This window comes from Nitrosomonas sp. PY1, assembly GCF_022836435.1.
Taxonomy (GTDB): domain Bacteria; phylum Pseudomonadota; class Gammaproteobacteria; order Burkholderiales; family Nitrosomonadaceae; genus Nitrosomonas.
This window is the reverse complement of record NZ_BQXC01000001.1, coordinates 1,961,812-1,976,171: the sequence shown is the minus strand read 5'-3', so window position 1 is coordinate 1,976,171 and position 14,360 is coordinate 1,961,812. Positions and strand designations below refer to the sequence as shown.

Genomic DNA, 14,360 nt, shown 5'->3' with positions numbered 1-14,360 from the left:
AATGAGTTTGATATTAAAAAGCGCATTCATTGCTCAATGCCTTTATAATACGTAGCCATATTCATCTAACAAACATCAGATATCCGCTTTACCCGGTAACTGTCTAATTTAGTCTGGTATATCAACACTCATATTTCTATCAATAGTAATAAATAGTACCCTTTTTTTTGCTAGCAATAATGAGGGGCATCACTGGAAAGCTTGCTTTATGACTTCTATTTTAAATAAAAAAGAAATTCGCTCGCATACTTCTTTGCGTGGCTGGGCAGCCTTGATGGTTGTCTTCGTGCATTTTCGATATTATTTGCATTCATCGATCGATCCCGATGAAATTACCTTCTTTTTGTACAAAGGTTATCTTTGGGTTGATTTCTTCTTCATTCTCAGTGGGTTTGTGATGGCTTATGTGTATGACATCGAACATCCCAGACGCTATAGCATGCGTGATGCTATGCATTATCTGATTGCGCGGATTGCCAGAATTTATCCCTTACATTTCATTACATTGTTGGCAACATTACTGTTTTTTACGCTGCTGGCGCTGATCAATCGGGATTCTGGAGGCGAGGATTGCTGTGTGTTCGACGGGTCCTTGCGCACTGCCGAATCACTAGCCGCCAACCTGTTTCTGGTCCACTCGTGGGGCATGTTTGATTGGGTTACGTGGAATTTCCCCTCGTGGTCGCTGAGTGCGGAATTTTTTTGTTATCTGGTCTTTGCTGCGCTTCTCACTATCAATAGCGCTAAACGTAAGCTGGTTCTGGTTGTGCTGTCATGTATGGCAGCGCTGTTCTACTGCTTATGTATTGCGACGAATAGCGATGTCAATGACAACTTTCGTTTGTCTACCATACGCGCCGCATCCGCTTTTACTATCGGCATGTTGTTGTTCTTAGCGCGTAGCGCGATTTCTACTTTGTCAGAAAGATGCCTGACGTGTATTCAGATTGTTGCCTGTATTGCACTTTTTCTTTCGCTCCACTTTGGCGTAAACGATCTTCTAGTGATTGGCTGGATGGCCTTGATCGTGTTGGTGACCTGGGAAGACCGTGGTTACTTATGCCAGTGTCTGGACACGCGCTATCTACACACGATTGGAGTATTGTCATTTTCCATTTATATGTGGCATTACCTGATCCAGTTTATTGCAAAACAGGATTGGGAAAGTTTCACCGGGTTGCCAGTGGAAAGTAGTGTCGTGGGATCCATACTATTTGTGGCGGGTATGCTCGGTTCGGTTATTTTAATAGCGGTCTGGAGTTACCGGCACCTGGAAATACCCACGCGTAAATGGATTAACTTTCGCCTGACCGGTTTGCTGGAAGCCAAGTACCCGCCTAGTTGGCAACTGGCATTGGCACCTAGTGAAAGGAAAAGGTAAGTATGTTCTGAGTGGCTGATCCAATTTAATCTAAATAACCACTCAGATACCACTGATACAGCAATGCTTCTGTTTCTTTGTCGATAGGCATTGCGGCGGGCAACATATAGTTGTCAGCCAGTTTGGCCAGGATTATAAATGCAGGCTTGTTGACAGGATACGCTTCACCATTGATAAACAAGGCGTTATCGGTAATTAGCATGCGGCTTTTTAAGTTGAGCGCGATGCCATTTTCCTGTAGATGTTTATGAAATTGACGCTGCGTCATGGGTTGTTCCGGTGGGTCGAAGAATACGTGTGATTTTGGCTCAGATAGGTAGCGACCAAGAAAATCCTCCACCGTCATTTCGTTCCAGTGGATTTTCTTAAGGATGTTGCGTGCTTGTTGTTGCATGTCGGAACCGATGCGGGAAGGATGCTGTTGCAATTGCAAATCTGGATCTGAGTACCAACCTTCGATTTGGATCGAATCTTGCAAATAGATGAGGAATTGTTCAATCAATTCTTGATGGCTCGGTGCGCGAAAACCTATTGAATAAGTCATGCAATCGTCTTCCGCAATACCGTTGTGGGCGTATTGTGGCGGCAGGTAAAGCATATCACCGGCATGAAGGAACCATTCTTGTTCGACATGAAAGTGTTCTAAGATTTTTAATGGTGCATCGGCGATCAATGTCTGATCCGGTTGTGCGGAGATCTGTCAGCGCCGGGTGCCAAGCCCTTGCAGCAAAAAAACATCGTATGAATCGAAGTGCGGACCGACTCCTCCGCCTTTCGGAGCATAACTAACCATCAGATCGTCCAAACGCGCATGTGGAATAAAGCGGAATTGTGTCAACAGATCGCGCGCTGCCGGTAAGAAGTGATTCACTTCTTGCACTAGCAAAGTCCATTGCTTGCCAGATAATTTCCTGAAATCCTGACTGCGGAACGGGCCGTGCCGTAAATGCCATTGCTGATTCTCATGAATAACGATCCGGGATTGGGTTTCGTCATGGCAAGCGAGTTTTTTTAATGCGGCCGGTGAGAGTAGACCGTTGAAATCGGGCATTGCATTTCTTACCAGCAAAGGTTTTTTTTGCCAGTATTCGCGTAAAAAGCATTCTGGTGTAATGTTTCCTAAAGAAATTAAAGGAGAAATGTTCATGTAAGTATGATTAGCTTCGAAGTAAGGGGAGCGGGTCGGCCTTAAGCACGAAATTTAAAGCTAATCCGTTGTTGCACCAACGTTGTTTAGTTGGAAGCGGTCCATCGTTAAAGACGTGACCCTGATGTCCGTGACAACGGATGCAGTGATATTCAGTGCGCGCAAAACCGAATTGATGATCCGGTTGGGTACCAACATGGTGTGTAATCGGTTGTGTAAAACTTGGCCAGCCGCTACCGCTTTCATATTTGTGTTGACTTTGGAACAGCGGTAGATAACATGCGGCGCAGATAAACGTGCCTTCGCGGTACTCGTGATTGAGTTCGCTGCTATTAGGCTCCTCTGTATGATGTTCGAATAACACTTGATAAGCTTCGAGCGAAAGTTGTGTGCGCCAAGCGATGCGAGGCTTATTAAGTGGCTTTAAATATGAATTGGCGGATACCTGCGACAAAGTTAATACCGAAGCGATAGGTGAACAGAAAATAATGCCCAATGCTCGAAGAATGCAACGCCGTTTTATGTTGCTAGTGCGAATCATTTGTTAATACTGTCAATAAAACAGCCAATTTTGTATACCGTTGAGTTAATTGCGTCGCATGCCGATTTACTGATAAATCCTGTATCATTTCAGGTTTTAAGATTATATCTCAGCCTACATGAAAATTACTTTCCTGGAGTTTGAACAAAATATTGCAGAGTTTGAATCCAAAATTGAAGAACTGCGCTTTGCACAAGACGATTCTGCATTGGATATTTCGTCTGAAATCGAGCGACTGCAAGCAAAAAGTCAATCATTGACGAAAAGTATGTATGCTAAGTTGACGCCTTGGCAAATTTCGCAAGTGGCGAGACATCCGCAGCGCCCTTATACATTAGATTATATTCATCACTTAATCACTGATTTTGAAGAATTGCATGGCGATCGCAATTTTGGCGATGACCACGCGATAGTCGGTGGCTTAGGGCGCTTCAATGGACAACCAGTGATGGTGATTGGACACCAGAAAGGGCGGGATACCAAGGAAAAGATCTACCGTAATTTTGGTATGCCTAAACCGGAAGGCTATCGCAAAGCACTGCGCTTGATGCGTTTAGCGGAAAAATTTTCATTGCCGCTGATTACTTTTATCGATACACCTGGTGCTTATCCAGGCATTGATGCTGAAGAAAGAGGGCAATCAGAGGCAATCGGTAGAAATCTATACGTGCTTGCCGAACTGCGAATACCGGTTATCTGTGTCATCATTGGCGAAGGGGGTTCCGGGGGTGCTTTGGCAGTTGCGGTAGGCGATGTTGTGCATATGTTGCAATATGCAACGTATTCCGTTATTTCACCCGAGGGTTGCGCATCCATCTTGTGGAAAAGCGCGGATAAAGCTCCTGAAGCGGCGGAAATCATGGGGATTACTGCTGATCGTCTCAAGGCTTTGAATTTAATCGATAGCATTATTCCTGAACCGATTGGCGGTGCTCATCGCGATTACTCGGTCATCATGCATTCTGTGAATGCTGTATTGCAAGAGTCGTTGCATAAATTACAAGCGCTTTCTATCGATGCGCTGTTGAAAAAACGCCATGAACGATTAATGGCTTATGGATCATTTAAGGAAGCCTGAGCCGAATCATCAACCGCTCGATCTGTCCGCTCAGGTTGAACAAGTATTGCACACGCATGTGAAACAAGGTGAGCATTTATGCATTGCGTTGAGTGGCGGTGTGGATTCGATGGTGTTACTCGACGTGTTGGCGATATTTTCACGGCAAATGCAATTTACTTTGTCGACCGTACATGTCAATCATGGTATCAGTAATAATGCGACGAGATGGTCTCAATTCTGTTGTGAGCGTTCCTATGATTACGGTGTTTCTATTTCGGTGACTTATTTGCATGTCCGTAAAGCACGAGGCGTGAGCCTGGAAGCATCCGCGCGCGAACAGCGCTACCGTGTTTTCAGTGAAGTTTCGGCGGATTATGTGGTGCTGGCACATCATTTGGACGATCAAGCGGAAACCTTGTTATTGCAACTATTACGCGGTGCGGGGATCAGAGGGTTAAGCGGAATGCCGGTTATTCGGCAGCAACAGCAACGGCATCGAGCTAAACTATTAAGACCATTATTAAACGTATCGCGGCATCAAATAGAACGCTATGCGCAATGTAACAACTTAACTTGGGTAGTTGATGAAAGTAATGATGATACGGCTTATGATCGAAATTTTTTGCGCCACGAGGTATTGCCGGTATTAAAAAAGCGCTACACCAATTATGCCAAGACCTTGACCAGAACAAGTCGCCATCTTTCCGAAGCTTCCGCATTATTGGATGAATTGGCAGAAATAGACAGTGAACGGTGTATGGTTTCTGGGCAGCTTGATTTAAGTTGTTTGCGCAGACTAGAGGCACCGCGCGTGAAAAATCTTTTACGGTATACGTTAGTGCGTCAAGGAATACAGCTACCCAACACTGGGACAATGGAAAACTTGACGCAGCAGTTGTTATTAATGCGCGACGATGCTCAGCTTAGAGTTGATTTGGTTGATTATGAAATTCGCTGCTTTAAAGGAGCTGTATATATTTTGCACAAAATTGAATCAGCACCAATCCAAGCTCACGAACGATACCTCATTGATTCTGAAAGCGTGATTTGGAATGATGAAATTGGGCAGGAAATGCAATATGCGTATGGAAAAATCGAATTTTCCTGGTCTGAGAGCCAAGGTATTTGTCGAAAAAAAATAGCTAGCCGATTGTTGGCGATTCGTTTGCGTGTGGGTGGGGAAAGTTTTAAACCGGCGTGTAATCGTCCGAACCGCAGCTTGAAAAATTTATTACAAGAAGCTTTTATACCTCCCTGGCATCGTAAATTATTACCTTTGTTGTTTTGTGAAGATCGATTGATTTGGGTGCCTGGCATCGGTATCGATTGTGATTTTCAAGTAAAATCGGGCGAAATGGGGGTTTTGCCAGTCTGGCACCCTATGAAAATAACTAAGCCTGGAAAATGCAAAGATTTCTAGATAAAAAACACTGCTTAATGGAATTTGAACATACTAAAAGCATAAATAAAGGAACCTGAATGATTCTGGTAACGGGTGGAGCAGGATTCATCGGTAGTAATTTCGTTTTGGATTGGTTGCAGCAGAGTGATGAGGGTGTTGTCAATGTCGATAAATTGACCTATGCCGGTAATTTGCAAAATTTATCCAGTATTAAAAATGATACTCGACATATTTTTATCCAAGGTGATATTGGTGATGTCGAGCTGATCACGCGACTTCTGAAGCAATATCAACCGCGTGCTATCGTAAACCTGGCAGCAGAGAGTCATGTCGACCGATCGATTCATGGTCCGGAAGATTTTATTCAAACGAATATTTTGGGTACGTTTCGTTTATTGGAAGCCGTCCGTGCTTATTGGGCACAATTGGATCATGTAGCCCGATCCGATTTTCGTTTTTTGCACGTATCTACTGATGAGGTGTACGGATCGCTAGCACCGCATTCCCCAGCATTCTCTGAAACACACGGCTATCAACCTAACAGTCCGTATTCGGCGAGTAAAGCTTCGAGTGACCATTTGGTTCGCGCTTATCATCACACGTACGGGTTGCCCGTACTGACTACGAATTGTTCGAATAACTACGGACCTTATCAGTTTCCGGAAAAATTAATTCCTTTGATAATCTGTAACGCGTTGGCAGGAAAGAGCTTGCCTATTTATGGCGATGGTCTACAGATTCGGGATTGGCTTTTTGTAACGGACCATTGCATAGCGATTCGCCGAGTTTTGGAAATGGGAGTACCTGGGGATACCTATAATATTGGAGGATGGAATGAAAGAGCCAATATCGAGATTGTTCAAACAATTTGCGAACTTTTGACAGAAATCTATCCAGATAGGCAGTTTCTACAATTGATTACGCACGTTACCGATCGCCCTGGACACGACAGGCGCTATGCTATTGATGCAACAAAAATCAAGCGTGAATTGAATTGGCGACCAGTAGAAACTTTTGCAACCGGTATCCGTAAAACTATTCATTGGTATTTGGATAATCAGCAATGGACGACAGATGTTCAAACAGGCGCTTATCGTCAATGGATTGAAAAAAACTACCAGCAACGAACATTATGAGAATTCTATTATTCGGTAAAAATGGGCAAGTTGGCTGGGAGTTGCAACGCAGCCTCGCGCCATTAGGAGAAATAGTAGCGTTAAGTTCATCCAGTCAAGAACTATGTGGCGATTTGATGCGTTTTGATGATGTGCGTCAGACGATCCAAAGTGTTGCACCAGATGTTATTGTCAATGCGGCTGCTTACACAGCAGTTGATAAAGCCGAAAGCGATGCGAAACAAGCCGATATTCTTAACGCCCAAGCGCCGGCATTATTAGCTCAAGAAGCTAAGCAACGTGATATCTGTTTGATTCATTATTCAACGGATTATGTATTTAATGGTGAAAGTGATAAGCCTTATCATGAAACGGATCTACCTGATCCACTGAATGTCTATGGAAATAGCAAACTGCAAGGAGAAAGCAATATCATTGCATCCGGATGTCAGTATTTGATTTTTCGCACCAGTTGGGTTTATGCGGCGCATGGGAATAATTTCATCAAAACGATTTTGCGACTATCACAGCAGCGTGAGAAACTGAGTATCGTGAATGATCAGATTGGTGCTCCAACTGGCGCTGAACTGATTGCCGATGTGACCGCGCATGCAGTGCATACATTAAAGTTTCAATCTACAGCATCCGGGCTATATCATTTGACGGCCAAAGAATGCACGAGCTGGTACGAGTTTGCTCAGTTTATTTTGAAATATGTCGAGCGAGAGTATACTTATTTTACTAAACCACCCAGTCAACTCATTGCAATTCCAAGTACCGACTATCCGGTGCCGGCGAAGCGTCCGTTAAACTCTCGACTAGATACATCAAAATTGGAACAAATGTTTGGACTAAGTTTGCCGAATTGGCAAAACGGAGTGTTGCGAGTGTTAGATGAGATACTTACTTTGAAAATTTAAATGATTTTAGGTTTTTAATCCATTGTTTTCTATATAATTATTTTTTATTGTGTCATTTTTTGGCGAAAAAAAGCGTAACGATTCGTCAAATTCGTTATATACTGCAAGATCTAACTTAAAGTTAAATATTTTAAAAGGGATAAAATAAATGAAATATACACTTCTTTTGGCTGCAATACTCGCTTTTGGACTGTCAGCATGTGGTAGACCTGAACAAGCTTTACCTGAAACCGAAAAAGCAAATTATGAGAAAATGATGAAGGGCGAATCCATTGAGTGCCCACATGGTCTTGATGGTAATGGTAATTGTTTGAAAGAAGGTGCTGATCCACGCCCATATGGTGGTAAAGGCAAAGAAGGTCATTAATTCATGAGGTTGAATAAAAAAACCGCCATCTGGCGGTTTTTTTATTTTGGCGCTTCTGAATTGAAGATAAGTGAATTGAATTTTGTAGCGTGCTGATTTTTCTAAAGAAAATTAAACTGAGAAAATGACATCAATTTGGTTTAAAGATTATACGGTTGAATATCTCGAAGGATTGCGTAATGCAAATATGGCGGAATATATCGGTATTCATTTCATTGAAATAGGTGCGGATTTTTTAAAAGGAGGGATGCCGATAGATTATCGTACCATGCAACCTTTTGGTATTTTGCATGGTGGTGCCAGTTGTGTTTTGTCTGAAACCATGGGAAGTATTGCTGGGTGGATGACAATTGATCCAGACAAATACCGTGCGGTCGGATTGGAGCTTAATATTAATCATATTCGCGCGGTAACTCGAGGTAGCGTCATTGGCACATGCACTCCATTGCACGTTGGTAAGCGTACACAGGTATGGCAAACCGACATCACCGAAGAGGCAACCGGGAAACGCGTTGCTATCTCAAGGCTAACTCTAGCGATCATTGAGCAGGGTACTTTGAGCGCGCAAAAGGAACATGTGGCTGTCGAGAAGATGCACTCACCAGGATAGAGTCTTCTAGGTCTCTGATCGATCGATAACCATTGGTCGGAATTCTAGTGTCGTGTTTTATTGCTATCTTGTAGCGGTTTTGTACCGGATAACTCAGGTTTTTCCGATGCTTGTGCTTTTTGCTCGGGAATTTCTGCTATATGAGCTTCAGTGGATTCGGTAATTCGTTGATCAATACTCGACTGCGCTGTTTGATCTAACTCCGCATCTTGTCTGTCTTTGCTACGCCACATAAAATAAATTGCACCGACCGTTATTAACACAAGAGGTGTAATAACTGAAAAAAATATTGTGGATTCGATAGTGATACCTGGAGGCGGCGCCTTGTTGACAATCATATAGGTGTGTGTAAAAGCAAAGCCATAAACTGGAATGAGTGCGGCAACAAAGCGATTGGTGATGATTGGGCGTACAGTCAACATATTTAGAACGTTTGAACCGTAATAACCAAGAAAATAAATAAAAACATAAAAAAATGCATTACTCATGTGTTCTCCTTAATGGATGCGTCGTAGAGAAGTAAGAAATATCTTTGATGGTTAGTATACCGATAAACTATGATACGCACACAATAGTATCATTAGTGCCTATTCTGAAAATAACATCCTTTAATTAATAAAATTTATCAATATGTCTTCCGTTTTTATAGCAATTGTTAATGCATTGCGCGATTTATTTAGGCTCCGAGTTGCTTGGATCATTATTTGGCCATTAATGCTTTCAGCGACCTTTTGGTTCGGCATTGGATATATTTTTTGGGATGAATTATCGGTCTTGATGTATCAAGCATTCGATCTGATGGGCATTGGAGAGCGATTGGCCAATATTCAAGCGCCGTGGCTTGCTTCAAGCATTCAGTTTCTTTTGCATATCTTGATCATAGGTCCTTTGGTTATCATCACTACCCTGATAATCACGTCTATTTTTGTAATGCCAGCATTGATAAAGTTGGTTGCTGATAGAAGTTATCCAAAGCTTATGCGGGAAAATGGTGGTGGCGTAACTGGCAGTGTGGTGAATACACTGCTAGCCAGTGGTATTTTTATCGTAATCTGGATTGTTACTTTGCCTTTGTGGACGATAGGTGTTGGGTTTGTTGTTCCTTTTGTTGCTGCGGCATTTATGAATCAGCAATTATTTCGTTATGATGCGCTATCGGAGCATGCGAATAAACAAGAAATTAAAGCAGTCGTGATGCGCAATAAATATGCTCTCTGGGTACTGGGCTTACTGACTGGGTTGATGCAGTTTGTTCCTATACTGAATTTTTTTGCGCCGATTTTTACAGCACTGGCATTTATTCATTTCGGTTTACATCAGTTAGAGCTTTTACGCCTAAAAACTACTCAGACGGATACTGTCCAATTGTACCAATAGCTTCGGTTTCTTATTCGACTTAAGTTATGCCACCGCAAGTTTGGAATGCCAATTTTATGGCGCTATCCCCTATGTTTGGTTCATTCTTGCAGTTTAAAGAATACATTGAGAGTATGCGGGAATGGCCAACCTATGATGATTTTAATCATTTGAATGCACTCAAAGGCTATGAAATGCGCACGCAATCCGATAAAAGTATTTGTTTTGTTCCGCCACACGCAAGCAAAGTAGGAGTCGAAGGAAGTTATGAAACAGGAATCTATTTAACCGGAGAGATTCCTACGCGTTTCGGTAATTGGCATGATTTTTTTAACGCATTGGTTTGGCAGGTATTTCCCATTGCTAAATCCGTATTGAATTACTTGCACTTTCATTCACAGCATTTGGAATCCGCGCATAATTTTAAACAACGCAGTCCGCTAAGAGATGCTGTAACAATTTTTGATGAGTCGGGTGTTATCGTTGTGAGTAGCAGTGTTAAACTGATTAGTATGTTGAAAGCATTTTGCTGGGAGGAATTGTTTTGGAATGAGCGTTCGGCTGTTTTATCGGAGATGCGTTTTTATGTATTCGGTCATGGGTTATATGAAAAAGCATTGAATCCGTATATCGGAATGACTGGTAAAGGAATGTGCTTTCATGTGCAGAGTAGCTTTTTTGAGCAGGCAGTGCCAGAACAGTTGGCAGCTGTGGACGTAATGCTGAGGCTGCATTTATTAGAATCTTTTTCCTCGAATGCTGACCTAACGCCTGTTCCTTTGTTAGGATATCCTGATTGGGATAAAAACAACAATGATAAATCTTATTATCGTAACAAAAATTACTTTCGCAATCGACCGACTTAAGTCGTCAATGAATATGCAACGAGATAGATTGGCTTATTCTGCTTAAGTGCATGTGTACAAAATCGTTTCGATGTTTTTCCGAATCGATAACAGATTTTTGTTAAAATGAACGATTAATTAACGAATCTTATTGGAGTATTTGATGGCAGTTGAAAGAACGTTGTCCATTATTAAACCGGATGCGGTTGCAAAGAATGTTATTGGGCAAATTTATTCACGTTTTGAATCAAATGGTTTGAAAATTATCGCAGCAAAAATGGTACACCTGTCTCAATTTGATGCTGAACAATTTTATGCGGTGCATCGTGGCCGTCCTTTTTTTATGGATTTAGTCAAGTTCATGACTTCTGGGCCGGTAATGGTGCAGGTTTTAGAAGGTGAAAATGCCATCAAGAAGAATCGCGATTTGATGGGGGCGACTGATCCTAAAAAAGCGGACAAAGGTACTATTCGCGCTGATTTTGCCGACAGTATCGATGCGAATGCCGTTCACGGTTCAGATGCTCCAGAAACGGCGGCAGTCGAAATTGCTTGTTTCTTTCCTGCTCTGAATGTTTATTCACGTTAGTACTTGATTACTTATTGAAAATAGTGACTGCGAATCTGCTTAATTTTGATGCAAAAGGATTGACTGATTTTTGTATTGAAATCGGCGAAAAGCCTTTTCGTGCGAAGCAATTATTACGCTGGATTCATCAATCCAGCGTAATTGACTTTGCCAGCATGAGCGATTTAGCAAAAAGCTTACGCGATAAATTGACTGACTTAGCGGTTATTGAAGCACCGCAAGTAATTTCTGATCATGTCGCATCTGATGGAACACGTAAATGGCTATTGTCAGTCGGTACTGAAAATGCTATTGAAACTGTTTTTATTCCTGAAGTAAACCGTGGTACATTGTGCGTTTCTAGCCAAGTCGGATGTGCGCTGGCTTGTACTTTCTGTTCGACCGGTAAGCAGGGTTTCAATCGTAATTTGACTGTCGCGGAAATTATTGGACAGTTATGGATTGCCAATAAGTTACTTCGAGAGGATTTGCGACAATTTTCAAATGATATTTCTGATTCGGAGCGCCTTGTCAGTAATGTCGTTATGATGGGAATGGGTGAGCCGCTAGCCAATTTCGAGAATGTGGCTATGGCGCTGGACCTGATGTTGGATGATCATGCCTATGGTTTATCTCGGCGGCGTGTTACTGTAAGCACTTCAGGATTGGTCCCTGCGATGGATCGGTTACGTGAGCGCTGTCCAGTAGCATTGGCCGTATCATTGCATGCATCAAACGATGCGTTACGAGATCATTTGGTACCTATTAATAAGAAATATCCGATTCAAGAATTGCTGGCGGCTTGCAGGAGATATCTTGCCGTGGCTCCTCGAGATTTTGTGACTTTTGAGTATGTAATGCTCGATGGCATTAACGATACTGCGCTACATGCGCGTGAGTTGATTCAGTTGGTTCGAGATACGCCTTGCAAGTTTAATCTGATTCCTTTTAACTCGTTTCACGGCTCCGAGTACAAACGATCTGCATCGGAGAATATTCGTGTTTTTCGTGATATCTTGATGCAAGCAGGCTATGTTGTTACGGTCAGAAAAACTCGAGGAGGCGACATCGCTGCCGCCTGCGGTCAGTTGGCAGGGCAAGTAAAGGATAGAACGCGCCGTACGGCAGCTATTAGTATGTAAATTCAAAACTACGTCAAGTGAAAAAGATTATTGCGCCAATATCAGCTTTGTTGATTCTTGTCTTAGGATTTGGTGGTTGTGTACAGCAACAACCGAAGGTTGCTGAACCGACCAAAGAAGAAAAAAGTGCACGTGCACTCCAAAGCGCTAAAGTACATACCGAATTAGCTGGGGAATACTATAACCGAGGGCAGATGGATGTCGCTCTGGAGGAAGTTGATGAAGCGTTAAAAGCCGAGCCTAATTATGCGCCCGCTTATAATGTACTGGGGTTAGTGAATATGAAGTTAAATGACGATGCGAAAGCGTTGCAGAATTTCACACAAGCCTTGAAATTAACACCAGAGGATGCTGAAATACGCAATAACTATGGCTGGTTCTTATGCCAACGCGTTCCTCAACAAATGGACCAAGCAATTGAGCAATTTACACAAGCCATACAGAATCCGTTGTATGCTACGCCAGAGATGGCATTAACCAATGCAGGAATCTGCGAAATCAAACGCGAACGCTACGATGAAGCACAGACATATTTACGTCGAGCGTTATTAATACAACCTAAATACTTCGCAGCTTTACTCGCTCTAGTCGATATGGATTTTCGGCGCGGTAAATTGGTTGAGGCTAAATCAAAACTGGTTGAATTAATGCAAAACAATTCACCAACCCCGGAAAGTCTTTTGTTAGCGATTCAAATTGAACAAGCCGTCGGTGATCAAATGAGCGCGGATAGCTATATTTTTCAGTTACAAAAGCGATTTCCCGATTCGAAAGAAGCGGTATCAGTACGAGAAGGAAAAATCAATTAGTAGAAGTTGGAATGGTTAGTTTTTTAGTTTCAAAGATAGATTGAATCTACTGCGACTTATAAAATGGATACATAACTATGAACTTGGATAATGATAACAGTGTTGGTGCGGGTACGTTAGTAAATGATGATGTTCATTCGGGCAATTTCGTGCATAGCGTTGGTCATGTATTGCGCAATGCGAGAGTAGCTAGAGGATTGAGTACCGAAGATGTGTCTCGGCAATTGCGAATCTCGGTTAAGCAAGTTGAAGCTATTGAGAAAGAAGATTTCGATAAATTGCCTGGACGTACTTTTTTACGTGGCTTCGTACGTAATTACGCCAACTTCGTTCAATTAGAGCCTGCACCATTATTGGAGTCGTTACCGGGTAACTCGCCGATACTTTCAGCCCAAGAACGTATACCATTTAAAGATAAGCAATTATCTTTTTCTGCCAATCGTAGAGAAAGTCTGGGTGGTAGTCGCTTGATATCAATTGTAATGCTTTTATTAGTGATTTTTGGGGTTTACTATATCCTGGAAAATAATACGTGGCTGCAGAGTTCCGTCGGTGAAATGACTGAAAAAGGCATTAAATCAGAAAGTGGAAAAGGGTCGGTAGAAATTCAACTGCCGATTTCTGGTTCGGCAAAAAATGAAACTGATCTTTCTGTTAATAAAGCACCCGAAAATTTAAATAACGAGGCGAGAAAAGATGCATCTTCATCTTTTGATAGCATAAAGCTTTTTGAAGCATTGGGTAAGCAAAATGCCCGAACTGTAGAAGCCGTTTCTCCCATGGAGAATAAGTATGCGGCGCTTGAAGAAGAGGAAATTGCCCAAAAAGATTTGTTGGCCGAAGATGAAGGAAGTTTATATTTCACATTTACTGCTGATTCATGGATTAAAGTTGTGGATGGAAAGGGTGCATCTCTTTTAGAACAAGTGCGTAAAAAGGGCAGCGAACAAGTATTAACGGGGAAGAAGCCATTTAGTATCGTGATTGGCAATGCATCTGGCGTTAATCTCACCTATAATGACAAAGAAATTAATATCGATTCCTATAAAAAGCAAGATGGAACTGCTCGGTTTAAGCTGCAATAGCGCCGTGGGTTT

The 14,360-nt window shown here is 42.3% G+C and carries 16 protein-coding genes and 1 pseudogene; 13 read left to right on the top strand and 4 right to left on the bottom strand.

Annotated elements, in window-relative coordinates:
* Positions 1-208: 208 nt before the first annotated feature.
* A complete protein-coding gene (locus W03_RS09095; RefSeq protein WP_244072656.1) occupies positions 209-1,381 on the top strand; it encodes an acyltransferase in 1,173 nt (390 codons plus the stop codon).
* 25 nt (positions 1,382-1,406) lie between these two features.
* Here the strand turns inward: W03_RS09095 and W03_RS13485 are convergent, their stop codons facing one another.
* From W03_RS13485 to msrB, 3 genes and pseudogenes are all read right to left on the bottom strand, one after another.
* Positions 1,407-1,727 (bottom strand): winged helix domain-containing protein, encoded by a 321-nt coding sequence (locus W03_RS13485; protein WP_309296113.1) that lies wholly within the window; start codon positions 1,725-1,727, stop codon positions 1,407-1,409.
* A gap of 165 nt (positions 1,728-1,892) precedes the next feature.
* Positions 1,893-2,432, bottom strand: a pseudogene (locus W03_RS13480) (cupin domain-containing protein); the annotation flags it as partial.
* Positions 2,433-2,538: 106 nt separating this feature from the next.
* Positions 2,539-3,069: a peptide-methionine (R)-S-oxide reductase MsrB gene (msrB, locus tag W03_RS09085; RefSeq protein ID WP_244072655.1), complete on the bottom strand. Its 531-nt coding sequence runs from the start codon at positions 3,067-3,069 to the stop codon at positions 2,539-2,541.
* A 118-nt stretch (positions 3,070-3,187) separates the two neighbouring features.
* On the opposite strand from msrB, the gene W03_RS09080 reads away from it, so the two are divergent.
* The 6 genes from W03_RS09080 (at position 3,188) to W03_RS09055 (ending at position 8,543) form a co-directional block, all read left to right on the top strand.
* Entirely contained in the window at positions 3,188-4,147 is a 960-nt protein-coding gene (locus tag W03_RS09080) for an acetyl-CoA carboxylase carboxyltransferase subunit alpha (protein WP_244072654.1), read from the top strand.
* The gene (gene tilS / locus W03_RS09075; RefSeq protein WP_244072653.1) at positions 4,125-5,549 is read left to right on the top strand and encodes a tRNA lysidine(34) synthetase TilS; all 1,425 of its coding nucleotides are present in this window, start codon (positions 4,125-4,127) and stop codon (positions 5,547-5,549) included. The genes W03_RS09080 and tilS overlap by 23 nt, the downstream gene beginning before the upstream one ends.
* A gap of 59 nt (positions 5,550-5,608) precedes the next feature.
* The gene (rfbB, locus tag W03_RS09070; RefSeq protein WP_244072652.1) at positions 5,609-6,667 is read left to right on the top strand and encodes a dTDP-glucose 4,6-dehydratase; all 1,059 of its coding nucleotides are present in this window, start codon (positions 5,609-5,611) and stop codon (positions 6,665-6,667) included.
* Positions 6,664-7,566 carry a dTDP-4-dehydrorhamnose reductase gene (gene rfbD, locus W03_RS09065; RefSeq protein ID WP_244072651.1) on the top strand — a complete coding sequence of 301 codons (903 nt, stop codon included), beginning with the start codon at positions 6,664-6,666 and terminating at the stop codon, positions 7,564-7,566. Before rfbB ends, rfbD begins: the two co-directional genes overlap by 4 nt.
* Positions 7,567-7,714: 148 nt before the next feature.
* Positions 7,715-7,933: a hypothetical protein gene (locus W03_RS09060; RefSeq protein ID WP_244072650.1), complete on the top strand. Its 219-nt coding sequence runs from the start codon at positions 7,715-7,717 to the stop codon at positions 7,931-7,933.
* A gap of 124 nt (positions 7,934-8,057) precedes the next feature.
* A complete protein-coding gene (locus W03_RS09055) occupies positions 8,058-8,543 on the top strand; it encodes a hotdog fold thioesterase (protein ID WP_244072649.1) in 486 nt (161 codons plus the stop codon).
* A gap of 44 nt (positions 8,544-8,587) precedes the next feature.
* Here W03_RS09055 and W03_RS09050 read toward each other — a convergent pair whose 3' ends face one another.
* Positions 8,588-9,031 carry a hypothetical protein gene (locus tag W03_RS09050; protein ID WP_244072648.1) on the bottom strand — a complete coding sequence of 148 codons (444 nt, stop codon included), beginning with the start codon at positions 9,029-9,031 and terminating at the stop codon, positions 8,588-8,590.
* Positions 9,032-9,173: 142 nt separating this feature from the next.
* On the opposite strand from W03_RS09050, the gene W03_RS09045 reads away from it, so the two are divergent.
* The 6 genes from W03_RS09045 to W03_RS09020 all read left to right on the top strand — a co-directional run bounded on the left by W03_RS09045 (position 9,174) and on the right by W03_RS09020 (position 14,348).
* The gene (locus W03_RS09045) at positions 9,174-9,920 is read left to right on the top strand and encodes an EI24 domain-containing protein (protein WP_244072647.1); all 747 of its coding nucleotides are present in this window, start codon (positions 9,174-9,176) and stop codon (positions 9,918-9,920) included.
* Positions 9,921-9,946: 26 nt separating this feature from the next.
* Positions 9,947-10,765: a DUF3025 domain-containing protein gene (locus W03_RS09040; RefSeq protein ID WP_244072646.1), complete on the top strand. Its 819-nt coding sequence runs from the start codon at positions 9,947-9,949 to the stop codon at positions 10,763-10,765.
* Positions 10,766-10,907: 142 nt separating this feature from the next.
* Positions 10,908-11,333, top strand: a complete 426-nt coding sequence (gene ndk, locus W03_RS09035) for a nucleoside-diphosphate kinase (RefSeq protein ID WP_244072645.1) — start codon at positions 10,908-10,910, stop codon at positions 11,331-11,333.
* Positions 11,334-11,356: 23 nt separating this feature from the next.
* The gene (gene rlmN / locus W03_RS09030; protein ID WP_244072644.1) at positions 11,357-12,454 is read left to right on the top strand and encodes a 23S rRNA (adenine(2503)-C(2))-methyltransferase RlmN; all 1,098 of its coding nucleotides are present in this window, start codon (positions 11,357-11,359) and stop codon (positions 12,452-12,454) included.
* Between the two features lie 17 nt (positions 12,455-12,471).
* Positions 12,472-13,263, top strand: a complete 792-nt coding sequence (pilW, locus tag W03_RS09025) for a type IV pilus biogenesis/stability protein PilW (protein WP_244072643.1) — start codon at positions 12,472-12,474, stop codon at positions 13,261-13,263.
* A 77-nt stretch (positions 13,264-13,340) separates the two neighbouring features.
* The gene (locus tag W03_RS09020) at positions 13,341-14,348 is read left to right on the top strand and encodes a RodZ domain-containing protein (protein ID WP_244072642.1); all 1,008 of its coding nucleotides are present in this window, start codon (positions 13,341-13,343) and stop codon (positions 14,346-14,348) included.
* Positions 14,349-14,360: the final 12 nt, after the last annotated feature.

Excerpts from the sequence above, each read along its gene's own strand:
- W03_RS09095 (WP_244072656.1), top strand. The coding sequence starts at position 209 with ATGACTTCTATTTTAAATAAAAAAGAAATTCGCTCGCATACTTCTTTG.
- W03_RS13485 (WP_309296113.1), bottom strand. The coding sequence starts at position 1,727 with ATGACGGTGGAGGATTTTCTTGGTCGCTACCTATCTGAGCCAAAATCA.
- msrB (WP_244072655.1), bottom strand. The coding sequence starts at position 3,069 with ATGATTCGCACTAGCAACATAAAACGGCGTTGCATTCTTCGAGCATTG.
- W03_RS09080 (WP_244072654.1), top strand. The coding sequence starts at position 3,188 with ATGAAAATTACTTTCCTGGAGTTTGAACAAAATATTGCAGAGTTTGAA.
- tilS (WP_244072653.1), top strand. The coding sequence starts at position 4,125 with ATGGATCATTTAAGGAAGCCTGAGCCGAATCATCAACCGCTCGATCTG.
- rfbB (WP_244072652.1), top strand. The coding sequence starts at position 5,609 with ATGATTCTGGTAACGGGTGGAGCAGGATTCATCGGTAGTAATTTCGTT.
- rfbD (WP_244072651.1), top strand. The coding sequence starts at position 6,664 with ATGAGAATTCTATTATTCGGTAAAAATGGGCAAGTTGGCTGGGAGTTG.
- W03_RS09060 (WP_244072650.1), top strand. The coding sequence starts at position 7,715 with ATGAAATATACACTTCTTTTGGCTGCAATACTCGCTTTTGGACTGTCA.
- W03_RS09055 (WP_244072649.1), top strand. The coding sequence starts at position 8,058 with ATGACATCAATTTGGTTTAAAGATTATACGGTTGAATATCTCGAAGGA.
- W03_RS09050 (WP_244072648.1), bottom strand. The coding sequence starts at position 9,031 with ATGAGTAATGCATTTTTTTATGTTTTTATTTATTTTCTTGGTTATTAC.
- W03_RS09045 (WP_244072647.1), top strand. The coding sequence starts at position 9,174 with ATGTCTTCCGTTTTTATAGCAATTGTTAATGCATTGCGCGATTTATTT.
- W03_RS09040 (WP_244072646.1), top strand. The coding sequence starts at position 9,947 with ATGCCACCGCAAGTTTGGAATGCCAATTTTATGGCGCTATCCCCTATG.
- ndk (WP_244072645.1), top strand. The coding sequence starts at position 10,908 with ATGGCAGTTGAAAGAACGTTGTCCATTATTAAACCGGATGCGGTTGCA.
- W03_RS09020 (WP_244072642.1), top strand. The coding sequence starts at position 13,341 with ATGAACTTGGATAATGATAACAGTGTTGGTGCGGGTACGTTAGTAAAT.